General features: G+C 60.6%; 21 protein-coding genes. 11 read left to right on the forward strand and 10 right to left on the reverse strand.

The features are described from left to right. The 8 genes from ACIOUG_RS23380 to ACIOUG_RS23415 form a co-directional block, all read left to right on the forward strand. On the forward strand, window positions 1–434 hold a 434-nt coding region (locus ACIOUG_RS23380), incomplete at its 5' end, for a superoxide dismutase (RefSeq protein WP_401068996.1). Window positions 435–905: 471 nt separating this feature from the next. After that, window positions 906–2957, forward strand: a complete 2052-nt coding sequence (locus ACIOUG_RS23385; protein WP_003227662.1) for a bifunctional diguanylate cyclase/phosphodiesterase — start codon at window positions 906–908, stop codon at window positions 2955–2957. Window positions 2958–3185: 228 nt separating this feature from the next. Next, entirely contained in the window at window positions 3186–4532 is a 1347-nt protein-coding gene (locus ACIOUG_RS23390; protein ID WP_401068998.1) for an imelysin family protein, read from the forward strand. 272 nt (window positions 4533–4804) lie between these two features. Continuing rightward, window positions 4805–6232 carry a di-heme oxidoredictase family protein gene (locus ACIOUG_RS23395; RefSeq protein ID WP_401069000.1) on the forward strand — a complete coding sequence of 476 codons (1428 nt, stop codon included), beginning with the start codon at window positions 4805–4807 and terminating at the stop codon, window positions 6230–6232. 26 nt (window positions 6233–6258) lie between these two features. After that, window positions 6259–7323, forward strand: coding sequence for an imelysin family protein (locus ACIOUG_RS23400; protein WP_027612470.1), 1065 nt, complete (start codon window positions 6259–6261; stop codon window positions 7321–7323). 14 nt (window positions 7324–7337) lie between these two features. Continuing rightward, window positions 7338–8438: a DUF1513 domain-containing protein gene (locus ACIOUG_RS23405; RefSeq protein WP_401069002.1), complete on the forward strand. Its 1101-nt coding sequence runs from the start codon at window positions 7338–7340 to the stop codon at window positions 8436–8438. A 283-nt stretch (window positions 8439–8721) separates the two neighbouring features. Beyond that, entirely contained in the window at window positions 8722–9870 is a 1149-nt protein-coding gene (locus ACIOUG_RS23410; protein ID WP_401069004.1) for an efflux RND transporter periplasmic adaptor subunit, read from the forward strand. Window positions 9871–9883: 13 nt separating this feature from the next. Continuing rightward, window positions 9884–12910, forward strand: coding sequence for a multidrug efflux RND transporter permease subunit (locus ACIOUG_RS23415; RefSeq protein WP_401069006.1), 3027 nt, complete (start codon window positions 9884–9886; stop codon window positions 12908–12910). A gap of 232 nt (window positions 12911–13142) precedes the next feature. Here ACIOUG_RS23415 and ACIOUG_RS23420 read toward each other — a convergent pair whose 3' ends face one another. The 5 genes from ACIOUG_RS23420 to colR all read right to left on the reverse strand — a co-directional run bounded on the left by ACIOUG_RS23420 (window position 13143) and on the right by colR (window position 16858). Further along, entirely contained in the window at window positions 13143–13370 is a 228-nt protein-coding gene (locus ACIOUG_RS23420; protein WP_064588979.1) for a hypothetical protein, read from the reverse strand. Window positions 13371–13372: 2 nt separating this feature from the next. After that, window positions 13373–14086, reverse strand: coding sequence for a lipopolysaccharide kinase InaA family protein (locus ACIOUG_RS23425; protein WP_401069007.1), 714 nt, complete (start codon window positions 14084–14086; stop codon window positions 13373–13375). 4 nt (window positions 14087–14090) lie between these two features. After that, entirely contained in the window at window positions 14091–14759 is a 669-nt protein-coding gene (locus ACIOUG_RS23430) for a class I SAM-dependent methyltransferase (protein ID WP_401069008.1), read from the reverse strand. Window positions 14760–14910: 151 nt separating this feature from the next. After that, window positions 14911–16185 carry a sensor histidine kinase gene (locus tag ACIOUG_RS23435; RefSeq protein ID WP_401069010.1) on the reverse strand — a complete coding sequence of 425 codons (1275 nt, stop codon included), beginning with the start codon at window positions 16183–16185 and terminating at the stop codon, window positions 14911–14913. Beyond that, complete coding sequence (gene colR, locus ACIOUG_RS23440; RefSeq protein WP_401069012.1) at window positions 16175–16858, reverse strand: two-component system response regulator ColR; 684 nt, start codon at window positions 16856–16858, stop codon at window positions 16175–16177. Before colR ends, ACIOUG_RS23435 begins: the two co-directional genes overlap by 11 nt. Before the next feature lie 203 nt (window positions 16859–17061). Between colR and ACIOUG_RS23445 the strand changes: the two genes are divergently transcribed. After that, complete coding sequence (locus ACIOUG_RS23445) at window positions 17062–19011, forward strand: LTA synthase family protein (protein WP_401069014.1); 1950 nt, start codon at window positions 17062–17064, stop codon at window positions 19009–19011. A 217-nt stretch (window positions 19012–19228) separates the two neighbouring features. Here the strand turns inward: ACIOUG_RS23445 and groL are convergent, their stop codons facing one another. The 4 genes from groL to ACIOUG_RS23465 all read right to left on the reverse strand — a co-directional run bounded on the left by groL (window position 19229) and on the right by ACIOUG_RS23465 (window position 22752). Continuing rightward, window positions 19229–20875: a chaperonin GroEL gene (gene groL / locus ACIOUG_RS23450; protein WP_007964008.1), complete on the reverse strand. Its 1647-nt coding sequence runs from the start codon at window positions 20873–20875 to the stop codon at window positions 19229–19231. A gap of 50 nt (window positions 20876–20925) precedes the next feature. After that, complete coding sequence (locus tag ACIOUG_RS23455) at window positions 20926–21219, reverse strand: co-chaperone GroES (protein ID WP_003227685.1); 294 nt, start codon at window positions 21217–21219, stop codon at window positions 20926–20928. 259 nt (window positions 21220–21478) lie between these two features. Further along, on the reverse strand, window positions 21479–21955 hold the full coding sequence (locus ACIOUG_RS23460; RefSeq protein ID WP_003227687.1) for an FxsA family protein: 477 nt from the start codon (window positions 21953–21955) through the stop codon (window positions 21479–21481). A 65-nt stretch (window positions 21956–22020) separates the two neighbouring features. Then, a complete protein-coding gene (locus tag ACIOUG_RS23465) occupies window positions 22021–22752 on the reverse strand; it encodes a HugZ family protein (protein WP_401069016.1) in 732 nt (243 codons plus the stop codon). A 164-nt stretch (window positions 22753–22916) separates the two neighbouring features. Here ACIOUG_RS23465 and ACIOUG_RS23470 point away from each other — a divergent pair, with 164 nt between their 5' ends. Continuing rightward, window positions 22917–23675 (forward strand): SDR family oxidoreductase, encoded by a 759-nt coding sequence (locus ACIOUG_RS23470; RefSeq protein WP_053123391.1) that lies wholly within the window; start codon window positions 22917–22919, stop codon window positions 23673–23675. A gap of 131 nt (window positions 23676–23806) precedes the next feature. Here the strand turns inward: ACIOUG_RS23470 and apbC are convergent, their stop codons facing one another. Then, window positions 23807–24901: an iron-sulfur cluster carrier protein ApbC gene (gene apbC, locus ACIOUG_RS23475; RefSeq protein ID WP_401069018.1), complete on the reverse strand. Its 1095-nt coding sequence runs from the start codon at window positions 24899–24901 to the stop codon at window positions 23807–23809. A gap of 320 nt (window positions 24902–25221) precedes the next feature. Here apbC and ACIOUG_RS23480 point away from each other — a divergent pair. Next, window positions 25222–25584: class I tRNA ligase family protein (locus ACIOUG_RS23480; RefSeq protein WP_401069020.1), on the forward strand; the 363-nt coding region annotated here is incomplete at its 3' end.

Here is a 25584-nt window from a genome sequence, read left to right on the forward strand (position 1 = left end):
AGATCGTCAAGACTTCCTCGGGCGGCATCTTCAACAACGCCGCTCAGGACTGGAACCACACTTTCTACTGGAACTGCCTGGCGCCAAACGCCGGCGGTCAACCAACCGGCGCACTGGCTGAAGCCATCAACGCAGCGTTCGGTTCGTTCGACAAGTTCAAGGAAGAGTTCAGCAAAACCTCGATCGGCACCTTCGGTTCCGGCTGGGGCTGGCTGGTGAAAAAGGCTGACGGTTCCCTGGCCCTGGCCAGCACCATCGGCGCCGGCAACCCGCTGACCAGCGGCGACACCCCGCTGCTGACCTGCGACGTCTGGGAACACGCTTACTACATCGACTACCGCAACCTGCGTCCGAAGTACGTTGAAGCGTTCTGGAACCTGGTCAACTGGAAGTTCGTTGCTGAGCAGTTCGAAGGCAAAACCTTCACCGCTTAAGCTGCGCGCCAGATAAAAAACCCGGCTATGGCCGGGTTTTTTTATGCCTTTGATTTCTGTAGGAGCTGCCGCAGAGTTGCCACGTTTTTCTGACCGCCTCTGCTTTCCTGTAGGAGCTGCCGCAGGCTGCGATCTTTTGACTTTGATTTTTTAAAGCAAGATCAAAAGATCGCAGCCTGCGGCAGCTCCTACAGGGAATAGCGTTTTCTCACGATGAACGCTGGCTCCGGCCGCTTGCTGGTGCAGCACAGCGAGCTACCATCAAATCAGCGAAAATTTGTTCCAGACTGCTCAAGTTGAGGGCCGAAACTACCGACACAGTACAAATAGAGCTGAGACTCCAGACAGCAGCATTTCGGCCAAGGCCACGGGCAAATGTTCCCGGGGTTGATTGTCCCTTTGACTGCCAACACGGGATTGCCAATACTCATGGCAACTTGACGCTACCCGCACGGAACAAGGAATAACCCTTTGAAGCTGGAACTCAAGAACAGCTTGTCGGTGAAGTTGCTCCGGGTCGTGCTCCTTTCGGCATTGATCGTCGGCGTAGTCTTGAGCTGCGCGCAGATTGTTTTCGATGCCTATAAAACCCGTCAGGCAGTGGCCGGCGATGCGCAGCGCATCCTCGACATGTTCCGTGATCCGTCGACTCAGGCGGTCTATAGCCTGGACCGGGAAATGGGCATGCAGGTGATCGAAGGCCTGTTCCAGGACGACGCCGTGCGCCAGGCTTCCATCGGCCATCCCAACGAAGCCATGCTCGCGCAAAAGTCCCGTGAGTTGCAGCATTCCAACAGCCGCTGGCTGACTGACCTGATCCTCGGTCAGGAACGTACCTTCACCACCCAACTGGTCGGTCGCGGCCCCTACAGCGAGTATTACGGCGACCTGAGCATCACCCTCGACACCGCCACCTATGGCGAGAGTTTCATCGTCAGTTCGGTGATCATTTTCATTTCCGGTGTATTGCGCGCCCTGGCCATGGGTCTGGTGCTGTATCTGGTCTATCACTGGCTGCTGACCAAGCCGCTGTCGCGGATCATCGAGCACCTGACGGAAATCAATCCCGATCGCCCCAGCGAGCACAAGATTCCGCAGATCAAGGGTAACGAGAAAAACGAACTCGGCATCTGGATCAACACCGCCAACCAGTTGCTCGAATCCATCGAGCGCAACACGCACCTGCGCCACGAAGCGGAAAACAGCCTGCTGCGCATGGCCCAGTACGACTTCCTCACCGGCCTGCCGAACCGCCAGCAATTGCAGCAGCAACTGGACAAGATTCTGGTCGACGCCGGCAAGCTGCAACGCCGGGTCGCGGTGTTGTGTGTGGGGCTGGATGATTTCAAAGGGATCAACGAGCAGTTCAGCTACCAGACCGGCGACCAGTTGCTGCTGGCGCTGGCCGACCGTCTGCGTGGCCACAGCGGTCGCCTCGGCGCCCTCGCCCGCCTTGGCGGCGACCAGTTCGCACTGGTGCAGGCCGATATCGAACAACCTTACGAAGCGGCGGAACTGGCGCAAAGCATCCTCGATGATCTGGAAGCGGCGTTCGCCCTCGACCATCAGGAAATCCGCCTGCGCGCGACCATCGGCATCACCCTGTTCCCCGAGGACGGCGACAGCACCGAGAAGCTGTTGCAGAAGGCCGAGCAGACCATGACGCTGGCCAAAACCCGCTCGCGCAACCGTTATCAGTTCTACATCGCCAGCGTCGACAGCGAGATGCGCCGCCGTCGCGAACTGGAAAAAGACCTGCGCGATGCGCTGATTCGCGACCAGTTCTACCTCGTCTATCAGCCGCAGATCAGTTACCGCGACCACCGCGTGGTCGGGGTCGAAGCGTTGATCCGCTGGCAGCACCCGGAGCATGGTCTGGTGCCGCCGGACCTGTTCATCCCGCTGGCCGAGCAGAACGGCACGATCATCGCCATCGGCGAGTGGGTGCTGGATCAGGCCTGCAAGCAATTGCGCGAATGGCACGATCAGGGCTTCGTCGACCTGCGCATGGCGGTCAACCTGTCCACCGTGCAACTGCACCACGCCGAGTTGCCGCGAGTGGTCAACAATCTGCTGCAGATCTACCGCCTGCCGCCGCGCAGCCTGGAGCTGGAAGTCACCGAAACCGGCCTGATGGAAGACATCAGCACCGCCGCCCAGCACCTGCTGAGCCTGCGCCGCTCCGGGGCGCTGATCGCCATCGACGACTTCGGCACCGGCTACTCATCGCTGAGTTATCTGAAAAGCCTGCCGCTGGACAAGATCAAGATCGACAAAAGCTTCGTTCAGGATCTGCTGGATGACGACGACGATGCGACCATCGTTCGCGCCATCATCCAACTGGGCAAGAGCCTGGGCATGCAGGTGATTGCCGAAGGCGTGGAAACCGCCGAGCAGGAGTCCTACATCATCTCCGAAGGCTGTCACGAAGGTCAGGGCTACCACTACAGCAAGCCACTGCCTGCCCGGGAACTGACGGCGTACCTCAAGCAGGCGCAGCGTAGCAACGCAGCTATTTTATAAAGTCAAAAGATCGCAGCCTGCGGCAGCTCCTACAGGGATCGCGTGCCCCTGTAGGAGCTGTCGAGTGAAACGAGGCTGCGATCTTTTGATCTGCGCCATCACACCGGCGTAAACAAGAAATATTTCCAGCCACAACCCTTTACACATAATGCGAAAGATTTGCATTATGTCGCAGCTTTGCGCACCCCCGCGCCCTGTCCATTCATTTACCGAAGCAGGATGTTCGCCATGATTCGTATGCCTCTGGCTACCGCCAGTCTGCTGGCCATCGCTATTTCCCTCGCCGGTTGCGGCGAAGGCAAAGACAAGGCTGCCGCTCCGGCCGCACCGACTCCAGCCGCCAGCACCACCGCACCTGCGGCTGCTCCTGCCGCTGCCGGTAAAGTCGATGAAGCCGCCGCCAAGGCTGTGGTCGCGCACTACGCCGACATGGTCTTCGCCGTCTACAGCGATGCCGAATCCACTGCGAAAACCCTGCAAACCGCGGTCGACGCGTTCCTCGCCAAGCCGAACGCCGACACCCTGAAAGCCGCCAAGGCTGCCTGGGTCGCCGCGCGCGTTCCGTACCTGCAGAGCGAAGTGTTCCGCTTCGGCAACACCATCATCGACGACTGGGAAGGTCAGGTGAACGCCTGGCCGCTGGACGAAGGCCTGATCGACTACGTCGACAAATCCTACGAACACGCGCTGGGCAACCCGGGCGCCACCGCCAACATCATCGCCAACACTGAAGTGCAGGTCGGCGAAGACAAGGTCGACGTGAAAGACATCACGCCGGAAAAACTCGCCAGCCTCAACGAGCTGGGCGGTTCCGAAGCCAACGTCGCCACCGGCTACCACGCGATCGAATTCCTGCTCTGGGGCCAGGACCTGAACGGCACCGGCCCGGGCGCCGGCAACCGTCCGGCTTCGGACTACCTGGAAGGCGCAGGCGCTACCGGCGGTCACAACGATCGTCGCCGTGCTTACTTGAAAGCCGTGACCCAACTGCTGGTCAGCGACCTGGAAGAAATGGTCGGCAACTGGAAGCCGAACGTGGCTGACAACTACCGCGCCACCCTGGAAGCCGAGCCTGCTGAAACCGGCCTGCGCAAAATGCTGTTCGGCATGGGCAGCCTGTCCCTGGGCGAACTGGCGGGCGAGCGCATGAAGGTTTCCCTGGAAGCCAACTCCCCGGAAGACGAACAGGATTGCTTCAGCGACAACACCCACAACTCGCACTTCTACGATGCCAAAGGCATTCGTAACGTGTACCTGGGCGAGTACACCCGTACCGACGGCACCAAGATGACCGGCGCCAGCCTGTCGTCGCTGGTGGCCAAGGCCGACCCGGCTGCCGACAACGCGCTGAAAGCCGATCTGGCCGCTACCGAAGCCAAGATCCAGGTCATGGTCGATCACGCCAACAAGGGTGAGCACTACGACCAGTTGATCGCTGCGGGCAACACTGCTGGCAACCAGATCGTGCGTGACGCCATCGCGTCCCTGGTCAAGCAGACCGGTTCGATCGAAGCCGCTGCCGGCAAGCTGGGCATCAGCGACCTGAACCCGGACAACGCTGATCACGAGTTCTGATCAACGCTGGCTGCACAAAAAGGCGACCTCCGGGTCGCCTTTTTCATGCCTGCAAAACACATTCCCCTGTAGGAGCTGCCGCAGGCTGCGATCTTTTGATTTTGCTTTTACAGATCAAGATCAAAAGATCGCAGCCTGCGGCAGCTCCTACAGGGGATTTGCATGGGCCTTCAGCGTTGCGCCATATCAAGCAAACGATAATTCCTCTTATTCAAACCCCCTCGCCCTGTTAGACTTTGCGCCTTTGTTTTCGCCCGTCCGCAGGATGTCTGATGCCCTCGCTGCCTCTTCGCTTGTCCGCACTGTGTCTGGCCCTGGGCCTGAGTGCCTGCGATGACGCCCCGCGCTTTACCAAGGCCGAGCCCGGTGAAGCACGTTCGGGCGGAGCGGCGACCGTGCGCAAGACCGATCAGAATGCGTTCTCGCTGCCTTCAGCCAACCTGCCGCCATCGCGTCGGGTCGACTTCAGTGTCGGCAACAGCTTCTTCCGCAGTCCGTGGGTGATCGCCCCGTCGACCACTACCGCGCGCGATGGCCTCGGCCCGTTGTTCAACACCAACGCCTGCCAGAACTGCCACATCAAGGACGGTCGCGGACACCCGCCAGCGCCGGATGCGGCGAACGCGGTGTCAATGCTGGTGCGCCTGTCGATCCCCGATTCGCCGGCCTACGCCAAAGTCATCGAGCAAGTCGGCGTGGTGCCGGAGCCGGTCTACGGCGGCCAGTTTCAGGACATGGCGGTGCCCGGGGTCACGCCGGAAGGCAAGGTGCGTGTCGAGTACACCCCGGTGCCGATCCGTTTCAAGGACGGCAGCGAAGTGGAACTGCGCAAACCGGTCCTGCAATTCACTCAGTTGGGCTACGGCCCGATGCACCCGGACACGCGTTTCTCGGCCCGCGTCGCGCCGCCGATGATCGGCCTCGGCCTGCTCGAAGCCATTCCCGAGGAAGCGATCCTCGCCAACGCCGCCGCGCAAGCCAAAGAGAAAAACGGCATCAACGGCCGACCGAATCAGGTCTGGGATGACGCGTTGCAGAAGACCGTCATGGGTCGATTCGGCTGGAAAGCCGGGCAACCGAATCTCAATCAACAAAATGTTCACGCGTTTTCTGGTGATATGGGCCTCACCACCCGCCTGAGACCCTTCGATGACTGCACCGACGCGCAAACCGCGTGCAAACAGGCACCCAACGGCAATGGCCCGGACGGTGAACCGGAAGTCAGCGACAACATCCTGCGTCTGGTGCTGTTCTACACGCGCAACCTGGCGGTGCCGGCACGTCGTGGTATCAACGACGAACAAGTGCTGGCCGGCAAGAATCTGTTTTTCCAGGCCGGTTGCCAGTCCTGTCACACACCCAAATACACCACCGCCGCCAACGCGGCCGAACCTGAACTGGCCAATCAAGTGATTCGCCCGTACAGCGATCTGCTGCTACATGACATGGGCGATGGTCTGGCCGACAACCGCACTGAATTCCAGGCCTCCGGCCGCGACTGGCGCACCCCGCCGTTGTGGGGCATCGGTCTGACGCAGGCGGTCAGTGGTCATACTCAGTTTTTGCATGACGGCCGCGCCCGCAATCTGCTCGAAGCCGTGCTCTGGCATGGCGGCGAAGCGCAGCAGGCGCAGCAACAGGTTTTGTCTTTCAACGCCGAGCAGCGTGCCGCGCTGCTGGCGTTCTTGAACTCACTTTAAACACTTAAAAGAATCGGGAGCCCGACATGTTCCGTCCCAAGTTGTTGTTCACCAGCCTTGCCGCACTCGCCCTCGGCGCCTGCTCGCCGCAGGACCCGCAAGCGGTCACGTCGGCGGCCATCGCCAAGTCGGTGATCCTGCCGACCTACACCCGTTGGGTCGAAGCCGACAAGCAACTGGCCGTCAGCGCCCTCGCCTACTGCCAAGGCAAGGAAACCCTGGAAACCGCTCGCGCCGACTTCCTGCACGCGCAGAAAGCCTGGGCCGAGCTGCAACCGCTGCTGATCGGTCCATTGGCCGAGGGCAACCGTTCGTGGCAGGTGCAGTTCTGGCCGGACAAGAAAAACCTCGTCGGCCGTCAGGTCGAGCAATTGGTGATCGCCCAGCCGCAGATCGACGCCGCTGCCCTGGCCAAATCCAGCGTGGTAGTGCAGGGTCTGTCGGCTTACGAATACATCCTGTTCGATGAAAAGCCTGACGTGGCCAACGCTGAGCAGAAGGCCAAATACTGCCCACTGCTGATCGCCATCGGCGAGCGTCAGAAGCAACTGGCCGAAGAGATTCTGCAGAGCTGGAACAACACCGACGGCATGCTCGCGCAGATGAGCAAATTCCCCAACCAGCGCTACGCCGACTCCCACGAAGCGATCGCCGATCTGCTGCGTGTGCAGGTCACCGCCCTCGACACCCTGAAGAAGAAACTCGGCACGCCGATGGGCCGTCAGAGCAAGGGCGTGCCACAGCCGTTCCAGGCCGATGCGTGGCGTAGCCAGTCGTCGCTGACTGCACTGGAAGCCAGCCTCGCTGCAGCCAAAACCGTCTGGGAAGGCGTCGACAACAAAGGCCTGCGCGGTCTGCTGCCGGCCGAGCAGAAACCGTTGGCGGACAAGATCGACGCCGCCTACGCCGCGTCGCTGAAACTGTTCGACAGCAGCCAGCGCTCGCTGACCGAAATGCTCCAGGACGACGCCGGTCGTCAACAACTCAACGATCTCTACGACAGCCTCAACGTCGTCCATCGCCTGCACGAAGGCGAACTGGCCAAGGCGCTGGGCATCCAACTGGGCTTCAATGCCAACGACGGTGACTGATGAGGGCAAGTGCCATGCTGCGACGCCAGGCTCTGACTTTAGGTAGTTTGCTGCTGGGAGCAGTGACACTGGGCGGCTGGACGCTGTTCAAGCGCAAGGATCAGAGCCCGCTGTTGCTCTCGGCGCGCGACGACACCGATGGCAAGCATTACGCCGTCGGTTATCGGCTGGACGGGACTCGGGTGTTCGCCACCGAGGTCGGCCAGCGCTGCCACGACATCATCAACCACCCGACGCTGCCGATCGCGCTGTTCGTCGCCCGCCGCCCGGGCACCGAGAGCTACCTGATCGACTTGCGTGACGGGACGTTGCTGCAAACCGTGACTTCGCAGCCGAACCGGCATTTCTACGGCCACGCCGTGGTGCACAAGGACGGCGAATACCTGTACGCCACCGAGAACGACACTACTGATCCGGGACGTGGCCTGCTCGGGGTGTACAAGTTCGAAGGCGAGCGGCTGGTGCACAGCGGCGAAATTTCCACCCATGGCCTCGGCCCGCATCAGGTGTCGTGGATGCCCGATGGCGAAACCCTGGTGGTGGCCAACGGCGGGATCCGCACCGAGGCCGAAAGCCGCGTCGAGATGAACCTCAACGCCATGGAACCGAGCCTGGTGCTGATGCAGCGCGACGGCACCCTGCTGAGCAAGGAAACCCTTTCCCAGCAGATGAACAGCGTGCGTCACCTGGGCATCGCCAGCGACGGCACCATCGTCGCCGGTCAGCAGTTCATGGGGGCCTCGCATGAGCGCTCCGAGCTGTTGGCGATCAAGCGTCCGGGCCAGCCCTTCGTGGCGTTCCCGGTGCCGGAGCATCAGTTGCAGGCGATGGGTCATTACACCGCCAGCGTCGCGGTGCACAGTGAGCTGCGTCTGGTGGCATTGACTGCACCGCGTGGCAACCGCTTCTTCATCTGGGACCTGGACAGCGGCGAAGTGCGTCTCGACGCGCCGCTACCCGATTGCGCCGGCGTCGGTGCGGTGAAGGACGGTTTCGTCGTGACCTCGGGTCAGGGCCGTTGCCGTTACTACGATTGCCGCCAGGATCAACTGCTGGCCAACCCCCTGGAATTGCCGGCGGGGCTCTGGGACAACCATCTGCATTTGATGGCGTAATCCACCTGTTCTGAGTACGACTCATAACCTGTGGCGAGGGGATTTATCCCCGATCGGCTGCGCAGCAGTCGCAAAACCATCGCACACGGTTCAATTGACAGACCGCGGTGTCAGGTTTTGGGGCGGCTTCGCCACCCATCGGGGATGAATCCCCTCACCACAGGTTCAGTGTTTAGACTTCTTCACTCCGCCCTCCCCCTGTAAAAACTGGCAGTTGGAATACCCACCTCACTCGAGTAATGTTCCCGCCTGTCTCACCTGATTTATCCAAGGAACTGGAAATATGCTGCGTCGCCGCATGCTGATCATGTTGGGTGTTGTCTTGCTGGTCGTCCTGGTATTGGGCGGGTACAAAGCCTTTTCGATCTATACGATGATCCAGGGCTTCTCCAAACCCAAACCGCCGATCAGCGTCGCCGTGGGCCGCGCCACCGAACAGCCGTGGCAGATGCGATTGCCCACCGTCGGCACGCTCAAGGCGCTGCAAGGCGTCGAGCTGAGCCTGGAAGTCGCCGGCACCGTCACCGAGATCAAGTTCGACTCTGGGCAGAAGGTCAAGGCCGGGCAGCCGCTGCTGCAACTCGACAGCGCGGTCGAAACCGCCTTGCTGGAAACCGCCAGGGCCGACCTCGGTCTGGCGCAACTGGATTTCGGCCGCGGCAGCCAACTGGTCGACAGCCGCGCGATCTCCAAAGGCGAGTACGACCGGCTCTCCGCCGTGTTGCAAAAGAACAAGGCCACGGTCAATCAGCTCAACGCTTCGCTGGCGAAAAAACGCATCCTCGCGCCATTCAGCGGCACCATCGGCATCCGTCAGGTGGATGTCGGCGACTACCTCGCCAGCGGCACCAAAATCGCCACCCTGCAGGATCTGAGCAGCCTCTACGCCGACTTCTATGTGCCCGAGCAATCGGTGCCGAAACTGGCCATCGGTCAACCGGTGCAGATCGGCGTCGCGGCCTATCCCGGGCAGAACTTCCCCGGCGCCATCAGCGCGATCAACCCGATTGTCGAGAGCACCACGCGCAATATTCTGGTGCGCGCGACCCTGGCCAACCCCGACGGCAAGTTGCTGCCGGGCATGTTCGCCAGCCTCAACGTGTTGCTGCCCGACCCGCAGAAACACATCGTGGTGCCGGAAAGCGCGATCACTTACACCCTCTACGGCAACTCGCTGTACGTGGTCGGGCAGAAAAAGGCCGAGGACGGCAGCGTCGAAAAAGACGACAAGGGCCAGCCGGTATTGATCGCCGAGCGCCGTTTCATCGAGACCGGTGAACGCCGCGATGGCCTGGTGATGATCAACAAGGGCGTGCAGAGCGGCGAACAAGTGGTGACTGCCGGCCAGATCAAACTGGACAACGGCGCACACATTGCCATCAGCGACGACAAGACCCTCGGCGAGCAGAACAGTCCGCCTCGCGCCGACTGATCAAGGAATACCCATGGCTTTTACCGATCCGTTCATCCGCCGCCCGGTGCTCGCCACCGTGGTCAGCCTGCTGATTGTGCTGCTGGGTTTTCAGGCCTGGAGCAAACTGCCGCTGCGCCAATACCCGCAAATGGAAAACGCCCTGATCACGGTGACCACCGCCTACCCCGGTGCCAACGCCGAAACCATTCAGGGCTACATCACCCAACCGATGCAGCAGAGCCTGGCCAGCGCCGAGGGCATCGACTACATGACTTCGGTCAGCCGCCAGAACTTCTCGGTGATCTCGATCTACGCACGCATCGGTTCCAACACCGACCGCTTGTTCACCGAACTGCTGGCCAAGGCCAACGAGGTGAAGAACAAGCTGCCGCAGGACGCCGAAGACCCGGTGCTGAGCAAGGAGTCGGCCGACGCCTCGGCGCTGATGTACATCAGCTTCTTCAGCAAGGATTTGAGCAACCCGCAGATCACCGACTACCTGTCGCGGGTGATCCAGCCGAAACTGGCGACCCTGCCGGGCATGGCCGAAGCGGAGATTCTCGGCAATCAGGTGTTCGCCATGCGCCTGTGGCTCGACCCGGTGAAGCTCGCCGGTTTCGGCCTCAGCGCCAGCGACGTGACCAACGCGGTGCGCCAGTACAACTTCCTCTCCGCCGCCGGCGAGGTGAAGGGCGAGTACGTGGTCACCAGCATCAACGCCAACACTGAACTGAAATCCGCCGAAGCCTTCGCGGCGATTCCGCTCAAGGTCAGTGGCGACAGCCGCGTGCTGCTCAGCGATGTGGCGCGGGTCGAAATGGGTGCGGAAAACTACGATTCGATCAGCTCGTTCGGCGGCACGCCGTCGGTGTACATCGGCATCAAGGCCACGCCCGGGGCCAACCCGCTGGACGTGATCCGCGAAGTGCGCAAGCTGATGCCGGAGCTGGAAGCGCAGTTGCCGCCCAACCTCAAAAGCGAGATCGCCTACGACGCCACCCTGTTCATCCAGGCCTCGATCGACGAAGTGGTGAAAACCCTGTTCGAAGCGGTGCTGATCGTGATTGTGGTGGTGTTCCTGTTCCTCGGCGCGCTGCGCTCGGTAGTGATCCCCGTGGTGACCATCCCGCTGTCGATGATCGGCGTGATGTTCTTCATGCAGATGATGGGCTACTCGATCAACCTGCTGACCCTGCTGGCGATGGTGCTGGCCATCGGCCTGGTGGTGGACGACGCGATTGTCGTGGTGGAAAACATCCACCGGCATATCGAGGAAGGCAAGACGCCGCTGGAGGCCGCACTGGAAGGCGCCCGGGAAATCGCCATGCCGGTGGTGTCGATGACCATCACCCTGGCGGCGGTGTATGCACCGATCGGCTTCCTCACCGGACTGACCGGAGCGCTGTTCAAGGAGTTCGCCTTGACCCTGGCCGGTGCCGTGGTGATCTCCGGTGTCGTCGCCCTGACCCTGTCGCCGATGATGTGCGCCCTGCTGTTGCGCCACGAAGAAAACCCCAGTGGTCTGGCGCACCGCCTCGACCGCATCTTCGACGGCCTCAAGCGCCGCTACCAGAGCCTGCTCCATGGCACGCTGAATACGCGGCCGGTGGTGTTGGTGTTCGCCGTGATCGTGCTGTGCCTGATCCCGGTGTTTCTCAAGTTCACCAAGTCGGAACTGGCGCCGGACGAGGATCAGGGCATCATTTTCATGATGGCCAACGCCCCGCAGCCGACCAACCTCGATTACCTGAGCACTTACACCGACGAATTCATCAAGATCTTCAAGGAGTTTCCGGAGTACTACTCCTCGTTCCAGATCAACGGCTACAACGGCGTGCAGGCGGGCATCGGCGGCTTCCTGCTCAAGCCATGGAACGAGCGCAGCCGCACCCAGATGCAGATCCTGCCCGAGGTGCAAGGCAAGCTGGCGAGTATCCCCGGCTTGCAGATCTTCGGTTTCAACCTGCCGTCCCTGCCCGGCACCGGTGAGGGTCTGCCGTTCGAATTCGTGGTCAATACCGCCAATGACTACGAACTGCTGCTGCAAGTGGCTGACCGGATCAAGAAACGCGCGATGGAGTCCGGCAAGTTCGCCTTCGTCGACCTTGACCTCGCGTTCGACAAACCGGAAGTGGTAGTCGACATCGACCGCGCCAAAGCCGCGCAGATGGGCGTGTCGATGCAGGACCTCGGTGGCACCCTGGCGACGCTGCTGGGTGAGGCGGAAATCAACCGTTTCACCATCGAAGGCCGCAGTTACAAGGTGATAGCCCAAGTCGAGCGACCGTACCGCGAAAACCCCGGCTGGTTGAACAACTATTACGTGAAGAACACCCAGGGCGAGTTGCTGCCGCTGTCGACCCTGATCAAGATCAGCGACCGGGCGCGACCGCGCCAGCTCAACCAGTTTCAGCAACTCAACGCGGCGAAGATTTCCGGGTTCCCGCTGGTCAGCATGGGCGAAGCCATCGACACCGTGCTGCAGATCGCCCGCGAAGAAGCGCCGGCCGGGTTTGCCTTCGACTATGGCGGCGCCTCGCGCCAGTACGTGCAGGAAGGCAGCGCGCTGTGGGTAACCTTCGCCCTGGCGCTGGCGATCATTTTCCTGGTGCTGGCGGCACAGTTCGAAAGCTTCCGTGATCCGCTGGTGATTCTGGTGACGGTGCCGCTGTCGATCTGCGGTGCGCTGATTCCACTGTTCCTCGGCTGGTCGAGCATGAACATCTACACCCAGGTCGGGCTGGTGACGCTGATCGGGCTGATCAGCAAGCACGGGATCCTGATCGTCGAGTTCGCCAACCAGTTGCGCAAAGACAAGGGCCTGACCGCGCGCGAAGCGGTCGAGGAAGCCGCGGCGATTCGTTTGCGCCCGGTACTGATGACCACGGCGGCCATGGTGTTCGGCATGGTGCCGTTGATTCTGGCGACCGGCGCCGGTGCCGTGAGCCGGTTCGATATCGGGATGGTGATTGCCACGGGGATGTCGATCGGGACGTTGTTTACGCTGTTCGTGCTGCCGTGCATCTATACCTTGCTGGCGAAACCCGATCCGAAATAACAGCGACTTACCCTTGTGGGAGCGGGCTTGCTCGCGAAGGCTTCAGGTCAGTCAACAGCAATGCTGAATGTGCCGGCCCCTTCGTGAGCAAGCCCACTCCCACCCTTGATCGCGGCCAGCCACAGACTTTTCATCCATCGACGATCCCACAAGGGAATGGTCTGATCCCTGGAAGACGCGCAATAAAAAAGGCCTCGCATCTGCGAGGCCTTTCATTTGGGCTTGAATCGGTTCAACTCTGTGGCCTCATCCCTTGAGAAAGTCCGAACATGAACAGCAACAAATCATGGTCAGGTTTAGTCGCCACGGAGGCTTTCGCCACCCGTGGTACTGCGCAGCGAGCATCGGCCGTAGTAGCACCGATCACCTGCATGCGGGGCTGCTCCCAGGCCGCCACCGCCAATGAAGCAACTGCCAAGGCTCCAACCAGAAACAAACCTCGTGCAATTTCGAGTTTCATCGCTATAAACCTTTGATAGCGCTGCCAAACGCCGTCTCATAAAAGTAGACGAGTTTTTTCCAGTCCGTATCGCTGAACGACGAATGGCGACGCAATTGCTTCATGTCATGGGCGGCCGCGCGATAAGCGGTCAGACGCTGGCGGCATTTCTCCAGATCGATCAATGCCACCTCGACCTGCGCCGAATCACCCTCGCCGGTTACCCGTACAAATACGTGTTTGATGTAGATGCAGCTGTGCTGCCAGCGGCCCTTGTGCATGCGCGCGAGGTTTTGCGCGAGATCTTTCAAGACCCGTTCGTAAACGGCTTCGCCGTATTGCGCACGACCACCGGCTGCTTCCCACTTTTCCAGTTCGTCGAAGCCGTCCAGCGACTTGGTCACCAGCAGCGCACGCCACTTGTATTGCGGATCAGGCTGCGCCCCGCAGAAGACGATTTGCGGTACACGCACACCGAGGCGGCTGACACCGGTCAGGGCATCCAGCTCACGCAACACTGTAGGGCGACCGAAAGGATGCAGCCAACTGCGATAAATATGGCCGGTCTGGCGCTTGGCATACAGTAACTGGCCGTCACGGCCCACGACCCGTTGCACACCACTTTCCCCGCCACGGCGTACGTTGGGTTCTTCCACCCATTCACCATGCTGGTTCCAGTAGTAGTCGAAGCGATCCTGGGGAGCGACTTCCGTTTCTGCTGCTATTTGCACCACCATCCTGTTACCTCTTGCGTAATACGTAAACCCGCCACATGGCATACAGCGGAATAAAGTCCAATTGTTCCTGAATGCGAAAACCTGCGGCTTCGAATTCTTTTTCTACTGTCACTGCCGGTAGCACAAACCGGTTCTGGTAACCTTCCTGCCCACGCCGCTGCTCGGCGCGCCTGCGTTTCCAGGCCTTGAAATTACCGTCCACCCACAACGAAATGATGACGCTGTCTCGGGTGACACGCTCGAATTCGCGCAAAATCGTCCGCCGATGCTCGGCTTCACCGATGTGATGCAGCAAACGCATGCAAAAAATGCTGTCGACCGCGTTATCCGGCAAGGCAATGTCGAACGCTGAGGTGTGCAAGGGTTGTACCCTTTTCACCACATCCGCCGGTTGCGCCTGCATGGCGGTCTTGATCATCGACTCGGAGTTATCCGCACCGATGATCACCCGATTGGGCTTTTCTGCCAGCAATGGCCAGAAGCGTCCTGCACCGCAGGGCAGATCAAGCACCAGTCCCGGTTCGCCGGCCAGTGTCAGTGCCTTGCGCGCCAACTGCTCGTCCCGCCAGTGAGACAACCGACGACCGAGACCGTCCTGGTGCTTGCGCAAATATTTTTGCGCATGCTGGTCATCATACTTTTCGGAAAAATCGAGTTTGATCTGACTGCTCATCGTCAGGACTCCTGAATGACTGATGCCCCCACGATAGGTAGCGGCATGTCAGCGTCAGGTCGTCCCTTTGTGAAAATTACGTCAGGTAAACAGGCAATCTATTACAGGGTTTTACACGGAGAAAGCAATAGCGCAGGGCCATCAGCGCCGCTCAGCGCTGTCCCAGCGTGACTTCGAAGCGACAGCCATTGGGCTGCATGGTGCTCAATGTCACCTCCCAGCCCTGGTTTTCGCAGATCCGTTGCACCAGCGACAAGCCCAGGCCCAGTCCTTCGCCACGCTTCTCATTGCCGCGCACGAACGGCTGGAACATGGCTTCACGTTTTTCTTCGGGAATGCCGACACCCGAGTCCTCGACGACAAATCCGTTGCCGTTGAGCGTCAGGCGGATGAAGCCCTGCTCGGTGTAGTGACAGGCGTTGCGCAGCAGATTGCCCATCACCGCGCTGAGCAGCGTTGCGTTGAAGCAGGTGTCCGGCGGATTGCCCGGCTCGAATATCAGCTGCTGCCCTTTCGACTCGATCGGTTCACGCCAGATCCCCAACAAGCCGTCGGCCACCTGGCGGATATTCTGCTGCGGCGCCGAGCCGGCATCTTCACGCTGGGCACGGGCGAGCATCAGGAACGTCTGCACCAGCTCACGCATTTCCTCGCTGGCGCGGGCGATGCGCTCGACCTGGGCGCGGCCGCGCTGATCCAGCCCCGGATTTTCCAGCAGCAGTTCGCAGGAACTGGCCAGCACCATCAACGGCGTGCGCAGCTCATGGCTGACGTCGCTGGTGAACAGCCGTTCGCGCGTCAGCGCCTGTCGCAGACGACCGAGCGTGGCATCGAAGGCCACCGCCAGTTCGCCGACTTCATCAGCCGCATAATCCGGGGCCAGCGGTGGCGCCAGACCGAGCAACTGATCGCGATGCCGCACTTGCCGCGCCAGGCGTACGACGGGCGCCATGACCTTGCGCGCCAACACCCAGCCGAGAAACACCGCCAGCGCCAGACTGAGCACAAAGCCCACCAGCACCACGGCGAACAGCACGCGCTCGCGCTCTTCAAAATCGCTTTGATCCTGCAGCAGGACATACCGCCGGCCGTCGACGATCTCGACCATCGCGTGATACGACAGCTGCTCGCGGAACACTTCATGGAAGCCCGCATCGAGGTGGCGCAGATCCTTGGGCAGCTCGAAATCACCCGGCCCGCCGCTGAAATAGAACAACTGATCCGGTTCCGGGCGATGGCTCCAGTCTGAGACGTTGTCCATCAGCAGCAGACGTTGCAGGTCGCCGCCCAGTCCTGCCGAGATCAGTTTCTCCTCCACCAGGTGCACCGTCGCCACAATGCCCATGGCGAAGGCCCCGGCCACCAGCGCACTCATCAGCGCAAAGGCGATGATGATCCGCTGGGAAAGGCTTTGCTTAAACTCCATCACGCCCCTCGGCCAAGCGGTAACCCACGCCGTGCACGGTTTGCAGCAACGGTTTGGCAAATGGCTTGTCGATCACCTGACGCAATTGATGCACGTGGCTGCGCAGACTGTCGCTGTCCGGGCAGTCATCGCCCCACAGCGCTTCCTCGAGAATTTCCCGGCGCAGGACGTGCGGGCTCTTCTGCATCAGCACCGCCAGCAGCTTGAGGCCGACCGGGTTGAGCTTGAGCAGCTTGCCCTCGCGGGTCACTTCCAGCGTGTCGAGGTCGTAGCTCAGGTCACCGACCTGCAGCGCACGGCGACCACCGCCCTGGGCGCGACGCATCACCGCTTCGATGCGCGCCGCCAGCTCGGACAGGGCAAACGGTTTGACCAGGTAATCGTCGGCCCCGGACTTGAAGCCCTGCAGGCGGTCGTCGAGCTGATCGCGGGCGGTGAGCATGATCACCGGCGTGTCGCGCCGGGCATCTTCGCGCAGGCGCTTGCACAGGGTGTAGCCGTCGATTCCCGGCAGCATGATGTCGAGCACGATCAGGTCGTAATGCTCGGTGGCAGCCAGATGCAGGCCCGACAAGCCGTCCTGGGCGCAATCGACGGTGTAGCCTTTGAGCCCCAGGTAATCGGCCAGATTGGCCAGGATATCGCGGTTGTCTTCGACCAATAAAATTCGCATTGGCATTTCCTCCGTACACAGTAACGGCCGTCATGGCCCGCGCAGCTTAAGGCCAACGCCGGCTCACGGCTAGGGCCGGCAGACGTGCAAATCAGTTTGCTCAACCAAATTCATTCTTTAACAAAGTTTTCACTATCGATTCACAACCTGACTACAGTGACGCCGCGAAACTCGCGCGCCATTGATATAAGGAAAACTAGACAATGGACCCTTTCAAGACTGCGCCCATGCGCTTTCTGCTGCTCATCACTGGCGCCTGGCTGGTCATTTTTCTCCTGACTCGAGCGGTACTGCTGCTGACTCACCTGGATGAGGCCGGCGGCTTCGCCCCTTCGGTGTTCGGCATCGGCGCGCTCTACGACCTGGGGTTCCTTGCCTACGCGGCGCTGCCGATGGGCTTGTACCTGCTGCTGTGCCCGCCGGGCCTGTGGCGTCGCCGTGGCCATCGCGGGTTTCTACGCGTCCTGCTGACGATCAGCCTGTTCGCCATGCTCTTCGTAGCGGTGGCCGAATGGCTGTTCTGGGACGAGTTCGGCGTGCGCTTCAACTTCATCGCCGTCGACTATCTGGTGTACTCCGACGAAGTGTTGAACAACGTCCTCGAGTCGTACCCGATCGGCAAACTGCTGAGCCTCCTCGCGGTGCTGGCCGTGGTGATCAGTTTTGCCCTGGGCAAGCCGTTCAATGCCGCCATGAATGCCCCGCTGCCCGCGCTGCGCGGGCGTCTGCTCAGTGCCTTGGGCCTGTTGATCGTCGCAGGCCTGAGCCTGCAACTGCTCAGCCAGGACGCCCCGCGCGCCCAGGGCGGCAACGCCTATCAGAACGAACTGGCCAGCAACGGCCCGTATCAGTTCTTTGCCGCGTTCCGTAACAATGAACTGGACTACACCCAGTTCTACAAGAGCCTGCCGGCAGAAAAAGTCGCCAGCCAGATTCGCGCCGAGCTGAGTGAAAGCGATGCGCGCTTCATCGGCAAGGATCCGCAGGACATCCGCCGGGTGATCGACAACCCGGGGACCCCGCGCAAGCCGAACATTGTGCTGGTGACCATCGAAAGCCTCAGCGCCAAGTACCTGGGCAGCAATGGCGACGGTCGCAACCTGACGCCAAACCTCGATGCCTTGCGCAAGCAGAGCCTGTACTTCAATAACTTCTACGCCACCGGCACCCGCACCGACCGAGGCCTGGAAGCGATCACCCTGGGCATCCCGCCGACGCCGGGCCGCTCGATCGTCAAGCGCATCGGCCGGGAAAGCGGTTTCGCCAGCCTTGGCCAGCAGTTGAGCGCGGTGGGTTATGACAGCGTGTTCGTCTACGGCGGACGCGGCTACTTCGACAACATGAACGCGTTCTTCAGCGGCAACGGCTATCGCGTCGTCGATCAGAGCAGCGTCGATGAAGCCGAGATCCACTTCAAGAACGCCTGGGGCATGGCCGACGAAGATCTGTATCGCCAGACTCTGAAACTGGCGGACGCCGACTACGCCAGGCAGCAGCCGTTTCTGCTGCAACTGATGACCACGTCCAACCATCGTCCTTACACCTACCCGGACAACCGGATCGACATCAAGTCCGGTAACGGCCGCGATGGCGCGGTGAAGTACACCGACTACGCCATCGGCCAGTTCCTCGAGCAGGCGCGGCAGAAGCCGTGGTTCGACAACACGATCTTCATTTTCGTCGCCGACCACACCGCGGGCAGCGCCGGTAAGGAAGACCTGCCAATCAGCAACTATCAGATCCCGCTGTTCATCTATGCGCCGAAAATGATCGACGCTCGCGAGAGCGCGCAACTGGCCAGCCAGATCGACCTCGCGCCGACGCTGCTGGGCTTGCTGAATCTGGATTACACCTCGACGTTCTTCGGCCGCAACCTGTTGCAGGACAACCCGCTGCCACCGCGCGTGGTGGTCGGCAACTACCAGCATCTGGGTCTGTTCGACGGCAAGGACCTGGCGATCCTCAGTCCGCGCCAGGGCTTGCGTCGGCATGACGATGCGCTGACCGAAAGCCGCGAATCGCGGGTCAGCAGCGACGATCCGCTGGTCAGCCGGGCAATTGCGTATTACCAGGCGGCCAGTTATGGCTTCAAACAGCAGTTGTTGAGCTGGAAGCCTGTGAAGGACAGCGCTCCGCAGATCAGCGAGCAGTAACTGGTGCGGATGTTCGCGGTGTCAGTCGGCCTGCGTGCCGACTGACATGACGCCATCGCTGGCAAGCCAGCTCCCACAGGGATTGCGCTAAACCTGTGGGAGCTGGCTTGCCAGCGATGGCCGCGCCGCGGTCCTCAGCCAACCGAAAATCCAAGGCAATAAAAAACCCCGCCTGCTCATCGCAGGCGGGGTTTTTCGTTACAGGGGTAAGGCTGGCTTACATCATGCCGCCCATGCCACCCATGCCGCCCATGTCTGGCATACCGCCGCCAGCCGAGCCTTCTTTCTTCGGTGCATCAGCAACAGCCGCTTCGGTGGTCAGGATCAGACCGCCGATCGAGGCTGCAGCTTGCAGAGCGGAACGGGTGACCTTGGTTGGGTCCAGGATGCCCATTTCGATCATGTCGCCGTATTCGCCGGAAGCGGCGTTGTAACCGAAGTTACCTTTGCCGTTCTTCACTTCGTTGACAACTACGCTTGGCTCGTCGCCGGAGTTGGCAGCGATCTGACGCAGCGGCGCTTCAACAGCGCGACGCAGTACAGCGATACCGACGTTCTGGTCAGCGTTGTCGCCGGTCAGTTCGGTCAGGGCTTCCAGAGCACGGATCAGCGCAACGCCACCGCCAGGAACCACGCCTTCTTCAACGGCTGCACGGGTCGCGTGCAGGGCGTCTTCAACGCGGGCCTTCTTCTCTTTCATTTCAACTTCGGAACCAGCGCCAACCTTGATCACTGCAACGCCGCCGGACAGTTTGGCCAGACGCTCTTGCAGTTTTTCACGGTCGTAGTCCGAGGAAGTTTCGGCAACCTGAGCGCGGATCTGAGCGATACGTGCTTCGATGTCGCCTTGTACGCCAGCACCGTCAACGATGATGGTGTTTTCCTTGGACAGGGTCACGCGCTTGGCGTTACCCAGGTGCTCCAGAGTGGTGCTTTCCAGGCTCAGGCCGATCTCTTCGGAGATCACGGTACCGCCGGTCAGAACGGCGATGTCCTGCAGCATGGCCTTGCGACGGTCGCCGAAGCCTGGCGCCTTGACGGCTGCAACCTTGACGATGCCACGCATGTTGTTCACGACCAGAGTCGCCAGGGCTTCGCCTTCAACGTCTTCGGCAACGATCAGCAGTGGACGGCCGGCTTTGGCAACGGCTTCCAGCACTGGCAGCATTTCGCGGATGTTCGAGATCTTTTTGTCGACCAGCAGGATCAGCGGGCCGTCGAGCTCGGCAACCATGGTGTCCGGCTTGTTGACGAAGTACGGGGACAGGTAGCCACGGTCGAACTGCATGCCTTCTACAACCGACAGTTCGTTTTCCAGGCCCGAGCCTTCTTCCACGGTGATCACGCCTTCTTTACCGACTTTTTCCATGGCTTCGGCAATGATGTCGCCGATGGAGTTGTCGGAGTTGGCGGAGATGGTGCCGACCTGAGCGATGGCCTTGGTGTCAGCGCATGGCTTGGACAGGGCTTTCAGCTCTTTGACGATCGCGATGGTCGCTTTGTCGATACCGCGCTTCAGATCCATCGGGTTCATGCCGGCAGCGACGGCTTTCAGGCCTTCGTTGACGATAGACTGAGCCAGAACGGTAGCGGTGGTAGTACCGTCACCAGCGTCATCGTTGGCACGGGAGGCAACGTCTTTGACCAGCTGCGCGCCCATGTTTTCGAAGCGATCTTCGAGTTCGATTTCTTTGGCGACGGAAACGCCGTCCTTGGTGATGGTCGGAGCGCCGAAGCTCTTCTCGAGGATCACGTTACGGCCTTTCGGGCCCAGGGTCGCTTTTACCGCGTCAGCCAGAACGTTGACGCCTTTGAGCATCTTGGAGCGGGCGGCATCGCCGAACTTAACTTCTTTAGCAGCCATGATCGATATTCCTTAAATACTTTGTAGTAACGGGAAAATGAGCGGGGAAATCAGCCTTCCAGTACAGCGAGAATCTCGTTCTCAGCCATTACCAGCAGGTCTTCGCCGTCGACTTTCACAGTGTTGCTGCCGGAGTAAGGACCGAACACAACCTTGTCGCCGACTTTAACGGCCAGCGCACGCACTTCACCGTTTTCCAGGGTCTTGCCCGGGCCTGCAGCGACGATCACACCGTGGTTGGCTTTTTCAGCAGCCGAACCTGGCAGGACGATACCGCCAGCGGTTTTCTTTTCTTCTTCGCTGCGACGGATGACGACGCGGTCATGCAGAGGACGAAGCTTCATTGTCGATCTCTCCTAATTGTGGTTTTCATCGGCCGGTGTAGTCCCGGCGGGTTTAACGAATCCGGCCTGCGCCGGTTGCGATTCGTCGAGCGAACCGCGGAAGTCTGTCCGGCTTGAATGCCGGAAACCTTTCGGTGACCGATACATAAGGGCGCATAAGCTTATTACAAGGGCGGGGGCAGAAAATTTTTCATCGAATTGCCCCATGAATGCCGCGCATAAACAAACGGCACCCGAAGGTGCCGTGTCGATGTAGAGGTTACTTGCTGTCGCGATGTTCGAACTCGCCTTCGATCACATCACCTTCGCGGCCCAGTGGCTGACGCGGTGCCGGACCGCCACGCGGTTGCAGGTCGTCGGCGAAGGCTCGCTGACGCATGGCCTGTTCTTCGGCGCGCTGGCGCATCTTGTTCGCCAGCAGGCGGCGGGTGAACGGCAGCAACATCACCAGACCGACCACGTCACTGACGAAGCCCGGCAGGATCAACAGACCACCGGCCAGTGCCAGCATCAGGCCTTCGAGCATGGTCTGCGCGGGCAACTCGCCGCGATTCAGGCTTTCACGGGCACGCAGTGCCGTGGCCAGACCGGCGACGCGCAGGACGAACACCCCGAACATCGAGCCGAGAATGATCAGCAGCAGGGCCGGGAAAAACCCGATCGCCCCTGCCACTTTGACGAATACGAACAGCTCCAGCACCGGAAACAGCAGAAAGAGCAACAAAAAAGGGCGCATCAAAGATTCCTCAACGCAAGAAATGCCTTGCAGTAAGCCTTAGATGACGTCGCCCTTTCGTGAATTCAAGCGTCGGCCACCGCATTTTTTGGCCAGACCTCAGCGTGAGCCAGAGAAACCAAGGCTTCGCGCACTTGTATCGGGGTATGACAAGGCGCTTGAAACGGCAGCCAGTACAACGCCTGACCGATGCGCAGGTGCATGCCTTCGCTGTCGATTCCGGCGAGTTGCGCCGGCACGCTTTTCGGCAATCCCGCGAGTTCCACGTAATGCGCGATGGCTTTGGCGTGATCGCTGTTCATGTGCTCGACCATGCTGATTTCCGCCTTGCCGGCGAACGGGTTGGCCAGGGTCAGTTGCTCGACCCAGTGGATCGCACCGAAGCCGCCGATGTAGCGATGACGCACCGGGTTGAGCACCCAGAAATCAAAGTCGTGGGCCTTGTGGTAGTTCTGCGAGTCGGGGAAATACCGGTAGTAACGCTCGGCGGCGGCTTCGATCGCAGCCGGGGCTTCGAGCTTTTGCGCTTCGGCCAGATAGGTCAGCCGACCAACGGCCTGCACGTCATCGGCTTCGCGCTCCCCTACCAGCAGCGAACATTTCGGGTCCTTTTGCAGGTTGTGGGTGTGCTGGGCGATGCGGCTGATCAGGATCAGCGGGCGACCCTGGTCGTCCAGGCAATACGGCACCACTGAGCCGAACGGGAATCCGGGCATCGATTTGGAGTGGGTCGACAATACGCCACGGTATTCCTTGAGAAGCAATTCTCGGGCATTCTTGGCCGCTTCAACGCTCAATTTATGACTCCTTAAATAGAATCCGTCGAAAAAACGGACAGGCGCCTGGGGATAAGTCCCGGTCACGCCATCGGGCGGTGCTCATGTGCAATCTGGCCATCACCGGTACGGATCGGGCGTCGCCAATAACAAAAACCACTCAGACCGGCTATCGGGGCATGCGAATGCAACTCAACGACAAAGTAATCATTATCACCGGCGGTTGCCAGGGTTTGGGCCGTTCCATGGCCGAGTATTTCGCCGGCAAAGGCGCGAAGCTGGCCCTGGTGGATCTCAATCAGGAAAAACTCGACGACGCGGTGGCCGCCTGCAAGGCCAAGGGCGTCGAGGCGCGCAGCTATCTGTGCAACGTCGCCAATGAAGAACAGGTTGAGCACATGGTCGCCCAGGTGGCGGCTGATTTCGGCGCGATCCATGGCCTGATCAACAACGCCGGGATCCTGCGCGATGGCCTGCTGCTGAAGGTCAAGGACGGCGAAATGACCAAGATGAGTCTGGCCCAGTGGCAGGCGGTGATCGACGTCAACCTGACCGGCGTATTTTTGTGCACCCGTGAAGTGGCGGCGAAAATGGTCGAGCTGAAGAACAGCGGCGCGATCATCAATATTTCGTCGATCTCCCGCGCCGGTAACGTCGGTCAGACCAACTACTCTGCCGCCAAGGCTGGCGTGGCCGCCGCCACGGTGACTTGGGCCAAGGAACTGGCGCGTTACGGCATTCGCGTCGCGGGCATCGCTCCGGGCTTCATCGAAACCGAGATGACTCTGGGCATGAAACCGGAAGCGCTGGAGAAGATGACGTCCGGGATCCCGCTCAAGCGTATGGGCAAGCCGGAGGAGATCGCCCATTCGGCGGCGTATATCTTCGAGAACGACTACTACACCGGGCGGATTCTGGAGATGGATGGCGGGTTGCGCATCTAAGCGCCACCTCAAAACCAACTGTAGGAGTGAGCCTGCTCGCGATTGCGGTCATTCATTCAACATTTGCGTTGAATGTTAATCCGCTATCGCGAGCAGGCTCACTCCTACAGGTTTTCAGCGTTACCGATTGATCAATCGTCGCTGATGCTGATATTAGGCATCGCCGGTGTCGCCGCTTCCTGCAACACAATGCGCGCGCCGACGTGGCGGGCCAGTTCCTGGTAGACCATGGCAATCTGGCTGTCCGGCTCGGCGATCACCGTTGGCTTGCCGCCGTCAGCCTGTTCGCGGATCAGCATCGACAGCGGCAGCGAGGCCAGCAGTTCGACGCCATACTGGGTCGCCAGTTTCTCGCCACCGCCCTCCCCGAACAGATGCTCGGCATGTCCGCAGTTCGAGCAGATGTGCACCGCCATGTTTTCCACCACGCCCAGCACCGGAATGTTGACCTTGCGGAACATTTCCACGCCTTTGCGTGCGTCGAGCAGCGCCAGATCCTGCGGGGTGGTGACGATCACCGCACCGGCCACCGGGACTTTCTGCGCCAGGGTCAGCTGGATGTCGCCGGTGCCTGGCGGCATGTCGATGACCAGATAATCCAGATCGCCCCACGCGGTTTGCGTAACCAGTTGCAGCAACGCGCCAGAGACCATCGGCCCGCGCCAGACCATCGGCGTGTTGTCGTCGGTCAGGAACGCCATCGACATGACTTCGACACCGTGGGCCTTGAGCGGCACGAACCACTTCTGATCCTTGACTTCGGGACGGGTGCGCTCGGGGATGCCGAACATGATGCCTTGGCTCGGGCCATAGATATCAGCGTCGAGAATCCCCACCTTGGCGCCTTCACGGGCCAGCGCCAGCGCGAGGTTGGCGGCGGTGGTCGACTTGCCCACACCGCCCTTGCCGGAAGCCACGGCGACTACGTTCTTGACGTTGGCCAGGCCTGGGATCTGGGCCTGGGCCTTGTGCGCGGCGATCACGCTGTTGACCTCGACCCTGGCGATCGTCACCCCATCGAGGTTTTCGATGGCCAGTTGCAGCAATTGCGCCCAGCCGCTCTTGAACAGACCGGCGGCGTAGCCGATTTCCAGCTCGACCTTGACGCGGTCGCCATCGATCTCGATGTGCTTCACACAACCGGCGCTGACCGGGTCCTGGTTCAGGTAGGGGTCGGTGTATTGGCTGAGGACGGCTTCCACCGCTGCGCGAGTGACGGCACTCATGGGCAACTCCGATAACAAGACTGGGAAAAGATGGCGGGTATCGTACGCTGGACTCAGATTTGTGGCGAACTGATTACTTGAACCCGTTAACCCCTGTGGCGAGGGGATTTATCCCCGATCGGCTGCGCAGCAGTCGCAAAACCATCACCGGTGGTGTGTCTGACAGGCCCTGATATCTGGTTCGGGGGCGGCTTCGCCACCCATCGGGGATGAATCCCCTCGCCACAAATGCTCTCAAGTACCCAGCGGCACAGGGTGAAAAATATGCGCCAGCGCTTTATAGTGGCCGACCTCCGTTTCATCAAGTAGCGAAGCCCCACATGTCCGAACCACGCAAGATCCTCGTCACCAGCGCCCTGCCCTACGCCAACGGTTCGATTCACCTTGGCCATATGCTGGAATACATCCAGACCGATATGTGGGTGCGCTTCCAGAAGCATCGCGGCAATCAATGCATTTATGTCTGCGCCGACGACGCCCACGGTTCGGCGATCATGCTGCGCGCGGAAAAGGAAGGCATCACCCCGGAACAACTGATCGCCAACGTGCAGGCTGAACACAGCGCCGACTTTGCCGTGTTCCTGGTCGACTTCGACAACTTCCACTCCACTCACGCCGAAGAAAACCGTGAGCTGTCGAGCCAGATCTACCTGAAGATGCGAGACGCCGGGCACATCGCCCAG

It is taken from the genome of Pseudomonas sp. NPDC087803 (assembly GCF_044742995.1).
Taxonomy (GTDB): domain Bacteria; phylum Pseudomonadota; class Gammaproteobacteria; order Pseudomonadales; family Pseudomonadaceae; genus Aquipseudomonas.